Raw genomic sequence first — 16,289 nt, 5'->3', positions numbered from 1 at the left:
TTCCGGCCGTCGACGATCGGTCACAGGTGCGGCGCGGCGCCGACACCGATGCCGACACCGGCGGCGAGGACCAGCACGAGGACGAGGATCCCGTACCTGGGGTGGGCGGCCAGCGCGAGCGGGGCGGCCACGGCCATGACTGCTGACCACACGAGGTGTTCCGGCAGGTGCATGCGCGGCAGGATCGACCAGAAAAACGAGTACGCCACGATCAGGTAGACCGGCGAGACCGCGGCGGCCGCGGTGAGGAGACCGGCCTTGAGGTAGGGGAGCTCCACGCCGGGGCCGTCGGTGGCGGGCGAGGGCGAGCGGTTTTTGGGCGGGAACTCGATATGGCGCAGGTGACGGCCGAACAACGCGGTCCCGTACGCTCCCACCCCGGCCACGAGGGCGAGGGCGATCACCGCCGAGGTGTTCGTGGGCCCGTCGGTGCCGTCCGAGAGCAGCACGGGCGAGAGGCACACGGCCCCGGACATCGTGCCCGTGTACAGCAGGAAGTGGCCCAGGGCGGTGAGACGGGGTGTGGTCGACCAGGGGAACACGGTGAGACGTCGCTCCGATCAGGGCGCTCGGGGCGGGTGAGCGCCCCCGTTCAGGGGGTGGGGCCACAGTATGGGCCGCGCAACCGCCTTCTACGGTCGGAGGACTCCGCGCCCCCGGAGCGTGGCCACCGCCCCGTCCTGGGATCGGATCCGTGCGCTGGCGGGAGCGGCGAAGGCGGCCGGGGTCCGGCGCCGGAAACGCCGGGAAGGCCACGGCTCCCGGGCTGCTCAGGGGTGGTCGGCGGGCGCGGGGTCGGTGAAGGCGCCCGCGGACGCGGCGAGCGCCGCGGTGCGGGCCGCCTGGCCTGGCAGGTCCGGATCGGGCGGCGTGCGCAGCAGCACCAGGTGGTGGTAGACAGGCGCGGTCGCGGCGATGAGCAGCGGCCGCGCCTTCGTGCGGGGCGGGAGTTCGCCGCGCCGTACGGCCCGCTCGACGACGATCTCGCAGCGGGCGTACCGGTCCTCCCAGAGTCGGCGCTGGGCGCGTTCGGCCTGCTCGGACCGGAACGAGGCGACGATCAGGGCGGACGTGATCGGTGGCCGCGCGGTCAGTGCGTCCTGGATCTCCTGGTTCAGTCTCGCCAGATCGCTGTGCAGGGAACCGGTGTCCGGGGGCCGCCAGGTATCGTCGCCCGCGGCGTCCAGGACGTCGGCGAGCAGGCCGCCGGCGTCGCCCCAGCGTCGGTACACCGTCGCGCGGTGCACCCCGGCGCGGGCGGCGACGGCCTCCATGGTGAGCCCGTCGTAGCCGTGCTCACCGAGTTCGGCCAGGACCGCGTCGAGCACGTCCCTGCGGATGCGGGCGGTGCGACCTCCGGGGCGGCGCCGCGGCTGTGTCACGGTGGGGGACTCCTGCCGGTCGTGATCCTGGAGCTCCGGTGCTCCGGTTGCCCATGGTGATGGTGTCGTGGCAGGATCTTAAAGTATCACTTGTCGCACTAGTGGTGGCCGTGTTCCCCCGCGCCCCGGCCCACGGGCCCTCCAGGAAGGAACCGCCTCATATGCCACTCGTCCCCGCCGGCCCGAACCCGATGCATCCGGAGAGACCCCTCATCGGGGGGTTCCGCCCGTTGGTCGGGGGAGCGCGGTTCAACGGCGGCGATCCCGTCGGCGTCCTGCGTCGCCGCCACGACGACGCCGTCGAGCGGCTCCTGGCCCTGACCTGAGGGGACCGGCCGCTCGAGCACGGCGACCAACACGTCCGCACGATCATGTCCTCGGGCATCGACGACCCGGAGGCCGTGGCACCCGGCCGTGACCGGCACGCCCCGGCACCCGTGACCCGAGCCCGCCCACACCGAGAATCGAGGCGCCCGCATGCTCGCACAGTCGCCCGCCGACCCGTTCGCCCACCTCCTCCGGGAGGGCGCCGTCCCCCTCACCCACCACGACCCCGAGGCGCCGCTCGACGAACTGGAGCCGCTGCGCGACATCATCGACGGCGCGCGCGTGGTCGCCATCGGCGAGCACTCCCACTGCATCGACGAGTTCGCCCGTCTGCGCCGGCGCGTCCTGCGGTTCCTCGTCGAACGCTGCGGATTCACGGCCCTGGCCTTCGAGTACGGCTTCAGTGAGGGCTTCGCCCTCGACGCCTGGGCCCAGGGCGAGGGGACGGACGACGATCTGGCGGTCCACCTCGCCGGAACGATGCCGGTGGGACTGCACGGCCCACTGCGCTGGATCCGCCGCCACAACCGCACCGCCGAGCAGCCGGTCCGTTTCGGTGGCGTCGACATCCCCGCCGCCGGCGGGTCCGTGCTGCCCGCGCTGGACCCGGTCGCCGACTACCTGCGCCAGGTCGATCCGGATCTCGTGCCGGCCGTGGAGGCGGCGGCGCGGATCGCGGCGTCCTTCGCCGGTGACTCCGGATCCGTGGCCGCGCCGGCCTGGGCGCGGTTGGCCACCGCCGACCAGGACGCCCTCACCGCGACCCTGGCGCGCCTGCTCATCCGGTTCCGGTCGGTCGAACCGCTCTACGTCTCCCGCTCCGACCAACACGCCTACGACGTCGCCCTGCGACGGCTGGAAGGCGCCGGCCACGGCGACTACACCTTCCGCGCCATGGCCGAGCTCTTCGCCGGACGAGGACTGACCGCCGACACCTCGGCGCGGGACGCCTCCATGGCCGAGTCGCTCCTGTGGCACCTGGAGCGCGCCGAGCCCGAGGCCCGTGTCGTGCTGATGGCCCACAACGCCCACATCCAGAAGGCGCCGATCTCGTTCGAGGGCCGGCTCACCACGTTCCCGATGGGGCAGCACCTGCACCGCGCCCTCGGCGACGAGTACTTCGCGCTCGGCCTCACCAGTACCACCGGCCACACCGCTGACATGCGCCCCGATGAGAACGCGCCATCCGGCTTCGCCGCCGACGACACCGAACTGGGGCCGCCCGAGCCGGGGAGCATCGAGGCGTGCCTCCGGGACGCCGAACTCGGCCTCGGCATCGCCGACCTGCGCCGCGCCCGCGCGCAGGACCGCGGGGGCGACGCCGCGGTCATGGGCCCCGACCGCATCCGGATGCAGAGCGCCTACCTGCAGGTTCCCGTCCTGGACGCGTTCGACGGCATCCTCAACACCCCGGTCTCCACCGTGGCCGGCGGCCCCGTAGGGGGGTGAGACGGGCGGTGTGCGACGCCGAGGGTCCGCCGGTCAGTCGAACAGGGGTTCCGGCCGGTTCCACTCGTACACTCCCCAGGCGATGGCGCTCAGGTCCTCGGGCTCGGCCACCCGCAGCTCCAGGGCCTCGACGTGCTCGACGAGTTCCTCCGGCTCGGGGCGGATCTCGCTCTCCCGATCCAGGATGACCTCCACAAGGAGGCCGGGGGCCACCTGCGTGCGGATCCGGTCCGTGGGGAGCCCGCCGTGCGCGTAGGGCGACGGGCCGTTCAGGGGCAGTACGTAGGCGCCGTCGGCCGATTCCTCGCACAAGGAGTCGATGTCGTTGCACGGCGACCGCAGGGGGTCGGGCCCGCCGCCCAGGGTGCCCGTCTCGGGTCCGCTGCGCACGACGACGTGCACCGCGGACGGGCCGCGGTAGGTGACGGTGAACTCGCCGGAGTACACCTCCGCCGCGAACGGGTGCCACTCGTCGGCATCGCCGACCACGACCACCTCGTGCGGGTAGGCCAGCAGGTCCGCCTCGATCCGGTTCAGCTCCGCGGGGCCGCGCCGCGGATCGACCGTGCGTACGAGGCCCGCGTTGGCCGCGAACAGGACGGCGACCATCGCCACCACCCACCACGGACGCCTCACCCGTGAGGCGGCCAACGCGATCGCCGCGCATCCCGCGATGACGAGCGTCGAGAGCAGGGCGCCGGCCGGCCAGGACGGGCCCGGCGGCGTCTCCCCGGGAACCACCACGGCGGGCAGGAGGCCGACCACCATTCCGACCAGGGTCAGCACCGAGAGCGAGACTCCGGGCCGGGGCGCGCCCCACTGGGGCAGCGCCCAGAGCAGCGCGGACGCCGACGCCGACCACACGAACGCCGCCGCCAGGGCCCAGAGCGGTCGCGGCACGCCCAGGGCCCACGCCGGCCAGGTCGCCTCCATGAGGAGGAGCGGGAACGCGCAGGCGGCCAGGGCGCAGGGCACGCCCAGCAGGACCAGCCAGAGCAGGTGGACGCCCCGGGACAGTGGTGCGGGGGTTCCGGGGGGAGCGGAGCTCATGGGCCCGAAGCCTTCCTGGGGGTGCGGAATCCGGTCCACTCAACCACGCTCGGCCCGGCGCCGCGACACCGGGCCGGGCGTGCCAAGCACGCCGGGCATGGCGGAGCCGCGGCCGTGCGGCGGCCGCGGCTCGGAGCGATCGGCTGTCAGGCCAGGTAGCGGAACACGGCCTGGCCCGCGACGGCGGGCTTGTCCTGGCCCTCGATCTCCACGGTCGCGTCGACGACGCACTGCACGCCCCCGCGCACGTCGGTGACCTCGGCCAGGGTCGCCGCCATGCGGATCCGCGAGCCGACCGGGACGGGGGAGATGAAGCGCACCTTGTTGAGCCCGTAGTTGATCGAGACGGAGACGCCCTCCATCACGAGCAGCTCGCTGAACAGCGGGATCACCAGGGACAGGGTGAGGTAGCCGTGGGCGATCGGGCCGCCGAAGGGGCCGGACGCGGCCCGATCGGGGTCGACGTGGATCCACTGGTGGTCGTCGGTCGCGTCGGCGAAGAGGTTGACGCGCTTCTGGTCGATCTCCAGCCACGAGCTGTGGCCGAGGTCGCGGCCCGCGGCGGCGCGGATCTCGTCGAGTCCGTTCACGGTGATGGGCATGGGTGGGTACTCCCGTTCGGGTTCAGTGGGTCTGGCGCAGGCGGTGTTTGAGGAGCTTGCCGGAGGCGTTGCGGGGCAGCGCCTCGGTGAAGGTGAAGACTCGGGGGGCCTTGTAGCCGGCCAGGTGGCGGCGGCAGTGCTCGGCGAGGTCGTCGGAGGTGGCCTCGGCCTCGTCCGCCAGGACGACGACGGCGTGGCCGACCTCGCCCCACCGGTCGTCCGCGACCCCGACCACCGCGCAGTCGGCCACGTCCGGGTGCTGGTGCAGCACGTTCTCGACCTCGGCCGGGTACACGTTCTCGCCACCGGAGATGTACATGTCCTTGACCCGGTCGACGATCCGGACGTAGCCCTCCTCGTCGCTGACGGCGACGTCGCCGGTGCGGAACCAGCCGTCGGTGGTGTGCGAGGACGGGGTGCCGGCGCCGCGCCCCCAGTAGCCGAGCATGACGTTGGGGCCGCGGACCACGATCTCGCCGGGCTCGTGGGGGTCTGCGGGCGTGAGGTCGGGGCGCACGACCCGGGCGTCGGTGAAGAAGCTGGGCCGGCCGGCCGAACCGGCCTTGCGCACGGCGTCGGCGGCGCCCAGGAACAGCACGCCCGGGGCGGCCTCGGTCATGCCGTAGCCCTGGAGGAAGGTCAGCCCGCGCTCCTGGTAGGTGGCGATGGTGCTGTCCGGCACCGGGGCCCCGCCCGCTTCGAGGATGCGGACCGAGGACAGGTCGGCACCGGCCCACCGGGGAGCGGACGAGAGGGCGTTGAACATGGCCGGGACGCCGAACATCCAGGTCACACGTTCGGACTCGATGAGGTCGAAGGTCAGGTCCGGGTCGAACCTGGGGGCGATGACCACCCGGGCGCCCTTGAGGAGGGTGGGCAGGCAGGTCATGTTCAGGGCGGCGGTGTGGAACATCGGCGCGGTCACCAGGGTGACCTCGTCGGCGGTGATGTCCACGTCCAGGAGCACGTTGACGCAGTTCCACGTGATGTTGCCGTGGGTGAGCATCGCGCCCTTGGGCCGCCCGGTGGTCCCGGACGTGTACATGATCATGCAGACGTCGTCGAGGGCCACGGGCGCGTCGAGCGGCTCGGGCCCGTGGGCCGCGATCAGCTCCTCGTAGTCCGCGGCCGCCGGGGCGGGGCCGTCCCCGCCCTGGCCGCTTCCGGCCCCGTTCGCGCCCCCGCCGCCCGTGACCGCGACCAGGCGCGGGACGGCGCCGCTCGCGTGCAGGTCGGCGGCGGTCCCGGCGTGGTCGGCGCCGTGGACGAGCAGGACGGGGACGCAGTCGCGCACGATCGCGTCGAGCTCGGGGGTGGCCAGGCGGGTGTTGAGCGGCACGAAGACCGCCCCCACCGTGCCGCAGGCCAGCAGGGTCTCCAGCAGCGAGGGATGGTTGCCGCCCAGGTAGGCCACCCGGTCGCCGGTCCGCACGCCCAGGCCGCGCAGCGACCAGGCCAGGCGCAGGACGCGCGCGTGGAGCTCGGCGTAGGTGAGGGCGGTGCCCTCGTGGACGACGGCCACGCGTTCGGGGGAGGTGCGCGCCCGGCGGGCGGACCACGACCCCAGGCCTTCGTTGAGCATGGCTACTCCTCGGAGAGGGGGGTGAGCCCGAGCAGGCGCGCGGCGTTGTCCTTGAGGATCTTGGGCCTGACCTCGGGCTTGATGTCGAGCTTGTCGAAGGCCGCCAGCCACCGGTCGGGGGAGATGACCGGGTAGTCGGAGCCGAAGAGGACCTTGTCCTGGAGCAGGGTGTTGGCGTACTGCACCAGGATGGGCGGGAAGTACTTCGGTGACCACCCCGACAGATCGATGTGCACCTCGGGTTTGTGGACCGCGACCGACAGGGCCTCCTCCTGCCAGGGGAAGGAGGGGTGGGCGAGGATGATGGGCATACCGGGGAAGTCGGCGGCGACGTCGTCCACGTGCAGCGGGTTGGAGTACTTCAGCCGGATGCCGCCGCCACCGGGCACGCCGGCGCCGATCCCGGTCTGGCCGGTGTGGAACAGCGCGATGGCGCCGCTCTCGCGGATCGCCTCGTAGACCCGGTAGGCGGAGCGGTCGTTGGGGAAGAACTCCTGCAGCGCGGGGTGGAACTTGAACCCCTTGACCCCGTACTCCTCCACCAGCCGGCGCACCTGGCGGGCGCCCAGGGCGCCCTTGGCCGGATCGACGCTGGCGAAGGGGATCAGGGTGTCGGGGTGGGCCAGGGCGGCCTCGGCGACCTCCTCGTTGGGGACCGCTGGCAACCCGGTCGTGGACTCGGTGTCCACGGGGAAGACCACGCACGCCATGTTCCGCTCGCGGTAGTGCGCGGCGATCTGGTCCAGCGTGGGCCGGCGCTCGCCCTCCACCTTGAAGTAGTCGCCCGAGGCGGCGTGCAGGTCCTCGCCGATCGCGTCGCCGCCGCGCGAGGACACCTCGGCGTGGGTGTGCACGTCGATCGCGGTGATCCGGTCCAGGTCGATACCGTTCGCGCCGCCCATCAGGAGTCCTTCCCGGCCGCGGCCGCGTCGGCGGGCGCGACGGGTGCCGGGATGCCCACGCTCTGCTCGTCGCGGCCCAGCGTGGTGGCCCACACGGCGCCGATGTCCTCCGCGCTCCAGCCGCCGTCGCGGTAGGCCACGGACACCTCCCGCGGGTGCGCCCACAGGGACAGCTTGTCGCCGCCCACGCCCACGCACTGGCCGGTGACGTGCGCGGACTCGGCGGAGGCGAGGTAGGCGACCAGGCCGGCGCAGTCCTCGGGCGTGCCGAAACCCTCGGCCTGGCGCATCCACCCGGGCAGCGGGACGCCCTCGTCCTGGGCGGCGGCCACGTGCGGGGCGAACGCGGGGATGGTGGCGGTCATCGCGGTGGCGGCCACCGGGACGACGGCGTTGACGGTGATCCCGGCGCGTGCGCACTCCATCGACCAGGTGCGCACCATCGCGGCGATGCCCGCCTTGGCGGCGGCGTAGTTGGTCTGGCCGAAGTTGCCGCGCTGGCCGGCGGGGGAGGCGACCATGATGAGCCGTCCGCCCTCCCCGCGTTCGCGCATGTGCGTGACGGCGGCGCGGGCGCAGGTGAAGGCGCCGCGCAGGTGGACGTCGATGACGGTGTCGAAGTCCTCGTCGGACATCTTCCACAGCACGCGGTCGCGCAGTACGCCCGCGTTGGCGACCAGCACGTCCAGGTGGCCGAAGCGTTCCACGGCCGTGTCGACCAGCGCCCGGGCGGTCTCAGCCGAGCCCACGGCGGCGGCGTGTGCGACGGCGGTGCCGCCGGCCCCGGCGATCTCCTCGGCCACGGTGGCGGCGGCCTCGGCGTCGGCGTCATTGACGACGACGGAGGCGCCGCGCCGGGCGAGTTCGAGGGCGTAGGCGCGGCCGAGGCCGCGCCCCGCCCCGGTCACCAGGGCCGACTGTCCGCTGAGGTCCATCGGGTGTCTCCGTTCTCCAGGGGTGCGCCGCTCTGGGCGGGTGCCACGAAGTTATGCGAAATGATGACGGCGGTCAAGAAAATGCATAAGATGATGTGTGCGGTGGGCGCACTCGGGCGCCCGTTACGCTGGTCAGCGAGGGGGCGGGATGTCAGGACACATCGTCGAGCGGGAACCCGAAACCAGGGAGGCGACAGACACCGAGGCAGCGGACACCGAGGCGGCGGGCGCGGTGCGGCCGCGGCCGCAGTCGCTCATGCTCGCCTTCCTCGGCCGGTTCGTCCTGGGCAAGGGTCTGCGGGTCTTCTCGGGATCCTTCATCGACGTGTTCGCCCGCCTCGGCGTGTCCGAACAGGCCGTGCGCTCCACCCTGAGCCGGATGGCCCAGCGCGGCATGCTCGACCGAAGGCGCAGCGGCAGACGCGTCTACTTCGGACTCACCCCCCGCGCCGTCGACGTGCTCACCGACGGCGACCAGCGCATCTGGGACGCCGGGGTGGTCAACCTTGACGAGGACGGCATGTGGACGCTGCTGTCCTTCTCCCTGCCCGAGGCCTGGCAGCGCCAGCGGCACGACCTGCGCTCCCGCCTGTCCTGGGCCGGATTCGGCCCGCTGCGCAGCGGACTGTGGATCGCGCCGACGGTCGTGGACACCACCGCCTTCGTCGACGAGCTCGGCCTGACCGACCACGTCCACGTCTTCCACGCCCGCCTGGGCGCGCCCACCCAGGCCGCGCAGGTGGTCAACGAGGCCTACGACGTCGACGACCTCGCCGAGGGCTACCGGCGCTTCCTGGACCGCTGGGACACCGACGACCCCGCGCCGGAGGCGCCCGACGACCTGGCCCGCCTGCTGCTGCTGACGTCGGAGTGGATGCGGCTGATCCGCACCGACCCGCGCCTGCCGCTGGCCTACCTGCCCGATCCCTGGCCCGCGGTCCCCGCGCAGGAACTCGTCTACGACCTGCACCGGCGCTACGAGGAGTCCGCGACCCGGATCGTGGAGGAGGTCGTGGACACCCTTCCGGCCGACTGAGCCCCGGCCGCCGTGGCGCGGAGCCGGGCTTCGCGCCGGTATCGGACGCGGCCCGGCCCCGACCCGAGACCGGTCCCCGGCCGCCGCGGCTCCGGGGCCCGTCCGTCGCCTCAGGTCGGTGCCGCCGCGCGCTCGCCCGTGAGGTCATGCCGCTCCCGGGCGCGCACGCGTCGGCGCCGCCACCAGTCGGCCAGTGACGGCACGACCCCGTGCGGCAGGAACAGCACCGTCAGTACCAGCACCAGCCCGTAGACCGCGTACGTGAACACCGAGGGGGCGTAGTCGGGCATGCCGCCCAGCGTGCCGAGCACGCCCAGGTAGTGCACCAGGACCGTCACCAGGGCCGTGCCGGCCACCGCGCCCCACACCGAGCCCAGGCCGCCGACCACCGCCATCACCACGTAGGTGATCGACATCGACACCGGGAACATCCCCGGTGACAGGAAGCCGATGTAGAACGCGAACACCCCGCCCGCCGCTCCGGCGAAGGCCGCCGAGACGGCGAACACCGTGAGCTTGTACCGGCCCACCGGAATGCCCGAGGAGGCCGCCGCGGTCTCGCTCGTGGCCAGGGCCCGCAGCGCGCGGCCCGGCCGGGACCGCACGATGTTGCGGGCCACGACCACCACCACCGCGAGCACGGCCCACGCCACGTACGCGTATCCCTGGTTGGTGGACACCTCCAGAGGCCCCAGGGACAGCAGCGGGATCCCCTGGAGCCCGGTACTGCCGCCCAGGGCGTCGGTCTGCGCCACCACGACCAGGAACATCAGGTGCACCGCGATCGTGGCGAAGGCCAGGTGGTGCCCGCGCAGGCGCAGCAGCGGCAGCCCCAGCACCAGCGCGAACAGCGCCGCCGCCACCGGTGCGGCCAGCAGCCCCACCAGCGTGGGCAGACCCGCCTGCGAGACCAGCGCCGCCGTGTAGCCGCCCGCGGCGAAGAACACCGCCTGGCCCAGCGACACCTGCCCGGCGTAGCCCATCAGCAGGGAGATCCCCACGACCACGCTCGCCGACACCGCCACCTGGACGTAGACGGCCAGCCCGCCGCTGTCCAGGACCAGGGGCAGCGCCAGCGTGGCCGCGGCCACCGCCAGGACCGCCCACACACCCGGGGACCTCATACCGTCACCTCCTGGTGCACCGAGGGCCGGCGGGCCGCGTGCCAGATCATCACGGCGAGCATCACCACGAGCGCGACCGTGGTCTGGTAGGCCGCGTTGCCGTATCCGGCGACCAGCGCCTCCACCACGCCGAGCAGCACGCCCCCGGCCAGTGCGACCATCGGCCGGGTCAGCCCGCCCAGGACCGCGGCGGCGAACCCGTGCACGATCAGCGTCACGTCGGAGTCGAACGACATCGGTCGCAGGGGCGCCACCAGCACCCCGGCCACGCCGCCCAGCACGCCAGCCAGCACGAACGCGAACTGGGCCATCCGCGCCACCGGGATCCCCGTCACCCGGGCCGCGTAGGGGTTGGACGCGCACGCCGTGAGCGCCTTGCCCAGGTAGGTGCGGGTCAGGAACAGCCACAGCGCCAGGAACACCACCGCGGTCACCCCGATCACCAGCAGGTGGTGGCGGCGCACCGGGATCCCCAGCAGCGACGTCATCCCCGACAGCCCCGGCGTGGAGCGCGGAGTGTCGCCGAAGACCGCCACCAGCACGGCGTAGGCCAGGAAGCCCACCGCCAGGGTCACGATCAGCGCGGTCATCGGAGCGGTCCCGCGCCGGCCCAGCGCCAGCAGTCCGGTCACCGCCCCGACCGCGGCCGCGACGGCCACCGCCAGCAGTTCGGCGGCGCCGTGCCAGATCCCGGCGCCCAGGAACGCCGAGGCGCAGAGCCCGCCGACCACGGCGAACATGCCCTGGGCGAAGTTGACGACCCCGGTCACCCGGTACACGGCCACCAGTCCGCTGCCCACCAGCGCGAACCCGCACCCGATGGCCAGCCCGCTGACGATGTGCGCGAGCAGCGCGATCATGGCGCCCCCACCCCGCCGCCCAGGTAGGCGCGGGCCACCGCGGACCCGCGGGCCAGCTCGTCGCACGCGCCGGCGGCCACCACGCGGCCGGCCTCCAGGACGTAGGCGCGCGAGCACACCTGGAACGCCAGCCGCGCGTTCTGCTCGATGAGCAGCACGGCCATCCCCTCCTCACGGTTCAACCGGACCAGGTGCCGCACCAGGTCGTCGACGATCTTGGGCGCCAGGCCCAGGGACAGCTCGTCCACGGCGAGCACCTGTGGCCGGGCCATCAGCGCCCGCCCGACCGCCACCATCTGCTGCTGGCCGCCGGAGAGGGCGCCCGCGCGGCGCCCGCGCAGGCCCTCCAGGTCCGGCAGCACCCCGTACACGTGCCGGGGGTCGCGGTCGCGGACCTTCCACGCGCCCAGGCGCAGGTTGTCCTCGACCGACAGGTCGCCGAACAGCTGCCGCCCCTCGGGCACGTGCGCGAACCGGCCCTCGGTGGCCGCCCGTCCGGAGGCGGGGCGCACCACCCCGGACAGGGTGTCGACGAGGGTGGACTTGCCGGCCCCGTTGGGGCCGACGAGGGCGACCATCTCGCCGTCGCCGACGCTCAGGTCGATCCCGTCCAGGGCGGTGGCCGAGCCGTAGCGCACGACCAGCTCCTCCACGGTGATCACGCGGCGGCCCCCTCTCCCGTGCCGAGGTAGGCCGAGACCACCGCCGGGTCGCGCCGGACCTGGTCCGGTGTGCCCTCGGCGATGACCCGGCCCAGGTCCAGCACGGTGACGCGGTCCGACAGGCGCGCGACGAACGCGACGTCGTGCTCGATGAGCAGGGTGGTCTGGCCGTCCTCGTGCAACTCCTCCACGATCGACGCCAGCCGCTCGCGTTCGGGCGCGCGCAGCCCGGAGGCCGGCTCGTCCAGCAGTAGCAGCTCGGGGTCCGCGCACAGGGCGCGGGCGAGCTGCATGGCGCGCTGCAGGCCGATGGGCAGCGACGCCGCGGGGTCCTCGGCCCGGTCGGACAGGCCCACGCGGTCCAGCGCGTCCAGGGCCAGGGCCCGGATGCGCCGTTCGGCGGCGTGGTGGGCGGGCAGGCGCAGTACGGCCGCGGTGAACCCGGCGCTCGCCCGCAGGTGCGCGCCGACCATGACGTTCTCCAGCACGGTCATGCCGGGGAAGATCCGCGCGGCCTGGAAGACGATCGCCACGCCGCGCCGGGCCCGACGGTGGGCCGGGAGCCGGTCCAGGGGGCGCCCGTCCAGGCGGATGCCGCCCCGGTCCGGGCGCAGGTGCCCGCTGATGAGGTTGAACAGTGTGGACTTGCCCGCTCCGTTGGGGCCGATGATGCCCCTGGTCTCGCCGTCGGCGACGGTGAGGTCGACGTCCTGGACGGCGTGGACCCCGCCGAAGGAGCGGCTGAGCCCGGTGATCTGGAGTTCGGCCACCTCAGCCCCCGTAGGCGGCGTCGAGCTGCTCGGCCGCCCAGGGCACGGGGACGAAGGCGCCGTCCTCGACGGTGTTCACCGAGATCGCGTCGGTGGTGATCCCGGCGTGGTCGGAGCCGGAGTAGGCGTAGGTGCCGTTGGGGGTGATCAGGGTCAGCTCCTCCAGGGCGGCGAGGATGTCGGCGTGCTCGGTGGAGCCGGCGTTCTCGATCGCCGCGACCAGCAGCCGCACGGCGCTGTAGCCGTCCAGGGCGAACTGGGGCGGGGCATAGCCGTGCTCCTCGGAGAAGGCGGCCGACACCTCGTCGATGACCTGCTTCTGCTCGCCCTCGGGCAGGTGGTCGCCGACCACGCCGATGGAGCTGAGCACGGTGACGCCCTCGGCGGCCTCGCCGGCGGGCTCCAACCACAGGTGGCTGGCCTGGGCACCGGTCATGACCAGCGGAACCTCGGCCTCCACCGACTCGTACTGCTGGGCGAAGGTCACCGCGGGCGGGCCGGTGCCCCAGAACAGCAGGGCCTGGGGGTCGACGGAGTCGAGCTCACTGAACACGTGGCCGAAGTCGGTGGTGTCCTGCTGGTACTCGTTGACCGCCGTGATCTCGATGCCGTACTCGTCGGCGAGCTCCTCGGTCGCCAGGAAGCCGGCGACGGCGTAGGCGGTGGCGGAGTAGGCCACGGACACCTCGGTCAGGCCCTCGGCCTGGAAGTACTCCATGGCGCGTTCGGCGTAGGCCGCGGCCGTGGCCGGGACGACGAAGACCTCGTCGCGCAGCGGGTCGAGCTGCTCGTCGGCGGGGGTGGGGGAGATGTAGGGGACACCGGCGCGCTCGACGGCGGGGATGGTGGCCATGGCGCTGTCGGAGACGGCCGATCCGATCACGGCGACCGGATCCTGGGACTGGATGTCGTTGAACGCCAGGACCGCCTGGTCGGGCTCGCTCTGGTCGTCGCGGGTGATGAGCTCGATCTGCCGGCCCAGGACGCCGCCGTCGGCGTTGACCTGCGCGACCGCGAGTTCGACGGCCAGCTGGTTGTCGGTGCCCAGGGCGGAGTAGCCGCCGGTCAGCGGCGTGATGTAGCCGACGCGGACGGCGTCGTCGGTGTCCGCGTCCTCGCCGGTGCCGCACGCGGTGGCCGAGAGGGCGAGGAGGGCGAGTAATGAGAGGAACCTGCGCACGGGGGGTGCTCCTGTGAATTGGGGGGTATGGGGTGCGCCCGAAGGGATGGGGGGCGCGGAGGGTCGGCCGTGGGCGGATGGCGCACCGTGCCGGATGCTCAGTGACGAGGATCACCTGAGAGCCCCCAACTTATGCAGATCTATGACGTCAGTCAATAAGTTGCACAACTTGGATCGTACGGCGCCATGTGATAAGAGCGGCACGCAGCGTGGCGGTGGCGTCCGTGTTGGGGGCACGCGCGCAACGGCTGTAGCGTGAGCCCTCATGAGGATGCTTGTCGTGGGCGGTAGCGGATTCCTCGGCCGCGAGGTCGTCCTGCGGTCGTCGGCCGCGGGCCACCGGGTGGCCGCGACGTATCTGACACGGCGGGCCGACGTGGCCGGGGCGGACTGGTGCGCCCTGGACGTGCGGGACCGCGGGCGGGTCGCCGCCCTGGTCGCCGCGGTGAGACCGGACGTGGTCGTCAACGCCGCCTACCGGCAGTCCGACTGGGAGAGCACCGCCGACGGCGCCGCACACGTGGCCGTCGCCGCTGCCGAGCACGGCGCGCGGCTGGTGCACGTCTCCAGCGACGCCGTGTTCTCCGGGAGCGCGATCCACTACGCCGAGACGGCCGTGCCCGACCCGGTCTCCCCCTACGGCGCCGCCAAGGCCGCGGCCGAGAGGGCGGTCAGGGCCGTCAGCCCGGACGCGGTCATCGCCCGCACCTCGTTGATCATCGGCGACGGCGGCTCCGCACAGGAACGCCGGGTGCACGCGCTGGCCGCGGGAGAGGCCACCGGAGTGCTGTTCACCGACGACGTGCGCTGCCCGGTTCACGTCCGCGACCTGGCCGCCGCGCTCGTGGAACTCGCCTCGTCCCACCACGGCGGCGTCCACCACGTCGCCGGGCCCGACGCGGTGACCCGCCACGAACTGGGGGTTCTGATCGCCCGGCGGGACGGCCTCGACCCCGCGCTACTGCGCCCCGGGCGTCGGTCCGACACCGACCTGCCCGGACCGCTCGACGTGCGCCTGGACTGCACCGTCACGCGGGCGCGCCTGCGCACCGACCTGCGCGGCGTCCGCTCGTTCCTCGGCTGAGCGCCCGAGCCCGCCCGTGAACGCCGCCGGCGGCCGCGACCACGCCACCTCGCGGTCCAGCTGACCGGTCTCCTTGAACAGCCCCACCTGATGCGTCTCGTGCAGGACGCCCCGTCGAGCGCCGTGCCGGGTCGGCCGCCACGCTCCTGATGAGAGCGTGCCGGCGGTCGTCGCTGATCTCGTAGCCCGTGCTGCCGATGATCTCGCCGTCGTCGCCGCGCTCGACCCAGAGGCGCACACGCGGCGAGCCGAGCCCGCTGAGGGTGAGATCGACGACCTGCGGGAAGTCGGTCGACGACGCGACGTCGTCCACGCCCACCTCGCTCAGGGCCACACGTGGGGTCATCGTCCCAGGGATCCAGACCGCGGGATGCGGGAGAGGACCGGGGGTTCCCCGCGTCGCGATGAGTCCTGGGGCGGTCGGCGGTCGTACTGTCGAACCCCGTGGACGAGAAGGAGCTCCGATGCGCAGTGTGACCTACTCGATGGTCGTGTCGCTGGACGGCTACATCGTGGGGCCGGACGGCTCCTTCGACTGGGGGTTCCCCGACGAGGAGGTCTTCCGCCTCGCCACCGACGAGGTGCGCGGGGCGGGCGTCCACCTGCTGGGCCGCCGGCTGTACGAGACGATGCTGTACTGGGAGACGGCCGACCAGCACCCGTCGCTCGGCTTTTCGACGCTCGACTTCGCCGCGACCTGGAGGGCGCTCCCGAAGGTGGTGTTCTCCACCACGCTGTCTGCGGTGCGCGGCAACGCCCGCCTGGCGTCCGGCGGCCTCGCCGCCGAGATCGAGCGGCTGCGGGCCGAGCCGGGGGAGGGCGACATCGCGATCGGCGGCGCCACGCTGGCCGCCGAGGCCGCGGCGGCGGACCTGATCGACGAGTACCGGGCCCGGGTCTACCCGGTGCTGCTGGGCGGTGGTGTTCCGTTCTTCCCCCGGAGCGAGCGCCGGGTGGATCTCGCACTCGCCGAGACGCGCACCCTCGACTCGGGTGTCGTCTACCTCCGCCACCGCGTGGTCCGCTGACGGGCTCAGGGCCGCCGCCGGCACCGGGGAGGCGCATCGGGCGGCAGGCCCCGCGGGACATGACATCTGTCATCTCCCCTGGGTGAGAACCACAGTGCGAACCCGTGTCAACGGGCACTCGTGCACCGGCGCGCGTCTCAATAGCGTGGAACACATGAGCCCCCACGATGAGAGCCGGCCCTCGACGCCGACGCCGACGCCGACCCCGCCAGCGACCGACGACCCGACCCCCACGGCCCCGGGACCCGTCACCCCCGCGGCCCCGGACTCCGAGACGGGCCCCGGGACGGGCCCCGGCCTGGGCCCCGGGGGAGCC

The 16,289-nt window shown here is 73.4% G+C and carries 17 protein-coding genes; 5 read left to right on the top strand and 12 right to left on the bottom strand.

The features are described from left to right. Positions 1 to 20 precede the first annotated feature (20 nt). Together DFP74_RS24535 and DFP74_RS24530 are read right to left on the bottom strand one after the other, a co-directional pair. On the bottom strand, positions 21 to 542 hold the full coding sequence (locus tag DFP74_RS24535; protein ID WP_121185138.1) for a hypothetical protein: 522 nt from the start codon (positions 540 to 542) through the stop codon (positions 21 to 23). Positions 543 to 770: 228 nt separating this feature from the next. Further along, positions 771 to 1,382 (bottom strand): TetR/AcrR family transcriptional regulator, encoded by a 612-nt coding sequence (locus DFP74_RS24530; protein WP_121185136.1) that lies wholly within the window; start codon positions 1,380 to 1,382, stop codon positions 771 to 773. Between the two features lie 161 nt (positions 1,383 to 1,543). Between DFP74_RS24530 and DFP74_RS33615 the strand changes: the two genes are divergently transcribed. Beyond that, complete coding sequence (locus DFP74_RS33615; RefSeq protein ID WP_158613048.1) at positions 1,544 to 1,708, top strand: hypothetical protein; 165 nt, start codon at positions 1,544 to 1,546, stop codon at positions 1,706 to 1,708. A 151-nt stretch (positions 1,709 to 1,859) separates the two neighbouring features. Then, the gene (locus DFP74_RS24525; protein ID WP_121185134.1) at positions 1,860 to 3,158 is read left to right on the top strand and encodes an erythromycin esterase family protein; all 1,299 of its coding nucleotides are present in this window, start codon (positions 1,860 to 1,862) and stop codon (positions 3,156 to 3,158) included. Positions 3,159 to 3,191: 33 nt separating this feature from the next. Here DFP74_RS24525 and DFP74_RS24520 read toward each other — a convergent pair whose 3' ends face one another. The 5 genes from DFP74_RS24520 to DFP74_RS24500 all read right to left on the bottom strand — a co-directional run bounded on the left by DFP74_RS24520 (position 3,192) and on the right by DFP74_RS24500 (position 8,229). After that, complete coding sequence (locus DFP74_RS24520; protein ID WP_121185132.1) at positions 3,192 to 4,208, bottom strand: hypothetical protein; 1,017 nt, start codon at positions 4,206 to 4,208, stop codon at positions 3,192 to 3,194. 146 nt (positions 4,209 to 4,354) lie between these two features. Further along, positions 4,355 to 4,810 carry a MaoC family dehydratase gene (locus tag DFP74_RS24515; protein WP_121185130.1) on the bottom strand — a complete coding sequence of 152 codons (456 nt, stop codon included), beginning with the start codon at positions 4,808 to 4,810 and terminating at the stop codon, positions 4,355 to 4,357. 22 nt (positions 4,811 to 4,832) lie between these two features. Next, positions 4,833 to 6,392 carry a long-chain fatty acid--CoA ligase gene (locus tag DFP74_RS24510; RefSeq protein ID WP_121185128.1) on the bottom strand — a complete coding sequence of 520 codons (1,560 nt, stop codon included), beginning with the start codon at positions 6,390 to 6,392 and terminating at the stop codon, positions 4,833 to 4,835. Between the two features lie 2 nt (positions 6,393 to 6,394). Next, the gene (locus DFP74_RS24505; RefSeq protein ID WP_199725773.1) at positions 6,395 to 7,294 is read right to left on the bottom strand and encodes an amidohydrolase family protein; all 900 of its coding nucleotides are present in this window, start codon (positions 7,292 to 7,294) and stop codon (positions 6,395 to 6,397) included. Continuing rightward, on the bottom strand, positions 7,294 to 8,229 hold the full coding sequence (locus tag DFP74_RS24500; RefSeq protein WP_121185126.1) for an SDR family NAD(P)-dependent oxidoreductase: 936 nt from the start codon (positions 8,227 to 8,229) through the stop codon (positions 7,294 to 7,296). The genes DFP74_RS24505 and DFP74_RS24500 overlap by 1 nt, the downstream gene beginning before the upstream one ends. Positions 8,230 to 8,377: 148 nt before the next feature. On the opposite strand from DFP74_RS24500, the gene DFP74_RS24495 reads away from it, so the two are divergent. Continuing rightward, positions 8,378 to 9,265 carry a PaaX family transcriptional regulator C-terminal domain-containing protein gene (locus DFP74_RS24495; RefSeq protein ID WP_121185124.1) on the top strand — a complete coding sequence of 296 codons (888 nt, stop codon included), beginning with the start codon at positions 8,378 to 8,380 and terminating at the stop codon, positions 9,263 to 9,265. Positions 9,266 to 9,375: 110 nt separating this feature from the next. Here DFP74_RS24495 and DFP74_RS24490 read toward each other — a convergent pair whose 3' ends face one another. The 5 genes from DFP74_RS24490 to DFP74_RS24470 are packed head-to-tail and all read right to left on the bottom strand — an operon-like array spanning position 9,376 to position 13,861. Further along, positions 9,376 to 10,389, bottom strand: coding sequence for a branched-chain amino acid ABC transporter permease (locus DFP74_RS24490; protein WP_121185122.1), 1,014 nt, complete (start codon positions 10,387 to 10,389; stop codon positions 9,376 to 9,378). Then, positions 10,386 to 11,249: a branched-chain amino acid ABC transporter permease gene (locus DFP74_RS24485; RefSeq protein ID WP_121185120.1), complete on the bottom strand. Its 864-nt coding sequence runs from the start codon at positions 11,247 to 11,249 to the stop codon at positions 10,386 to 10,388. Before DFP74_RS24485 ends, DFP74_RS24490 begins: the two co-directional genes overlap by 4 nt. Continuing rightward, on the bottom strand, positions 11,246 to 11,911 hold the full coding sequence (locus DFP74_RS24480) for an ABC transporter ATP-binding protein (protein ID WP_121185118.1): 666 nt from the start codon (positions 11,909 to 11,911) through the stop codon (positions 11,246 to 11,248). Before DFP74_RS24480 ends, DFP74_RS24485 begins: the two co-directional genes overlap by 4 nt. Continuing rightward, positions 11,908 to 12,681, bottom strand: a complete 774-nt coding sequence (locus DFP74_RS24475; RefSeq protein ID WP_121185116.1) for an ABC transporter ATP-binding protein — start codon at positions 12,679 to 12,681, stop codon at positions 11,908 to 11,910. The genes DFP74_RS24480 and DFP74_RS24475 overlap by 4 nt, the downstream gene beginning before the upstream one ends. 1 nt (position 12,682) lies before the next feature. Beyond that, on the bottom strand, positions 12,683 to 13,861 hold the full coding sequence (locus DFP74_RS24470) for an ABC transporter substrate-binding protein (RefSeq protein ID WP_121185114.1): 1,179 nt from the start codon (positions 13,859 to 13,861) through the stop codon (positions 12,683 to 12,685). Positions 13,862 to 14,126: 265 nt separating this feature from the next. On the opposite strand from DFP74_RS24470, the gene DFP74_RS24465 reads away from it, so the two are divergent. Both DFP74_RS24465 and DFP74_RS24455 read left to right on the top strand, forming a co-directional pair. Beyond that, positions 14,127 to 14,945 carry a sugar nucleotide-binding protein gene (locus tag DFP74_RS24465; protein WP_121185112.1) on the top strand — a complete coding sequence of 273 codons (819 nt, stop codon included), beginning with the start codon at positions 14,127 to 14,129 and terminating at the stop codon, positions 14,943 to 14,945. Positions 14,946 to 15,409: 464 nt separating this feature from the next. Then, positions 15,410 to 15,973, top strand: coding sequence for a dihydrofolate reductase family protein (locus DFP74_RS24455; protein ID WP_121185110.1), 564 nt, complete (start codon positions 15,410 to 15,412; stop codon positions 15,971 to 15,973). Positions 15,974 to 16,289: the final 316 nt, after the last annotated feature.

Origin of the sequence: Nocardiopsis sp. Huas11 (genome assembly GCF_003634495.1) — a bacterium.
GTDB lineage: Bacteria > Actinomycetota > Actinomycetes > Streptosporangiales > Streptosporangiaceae > Nocardiopsis.
The sequence above is the reverse complement of the archived record's forward strand: the minus strand, read 5'-3'. Positions and strand labels throughout refer to the sequence as shown.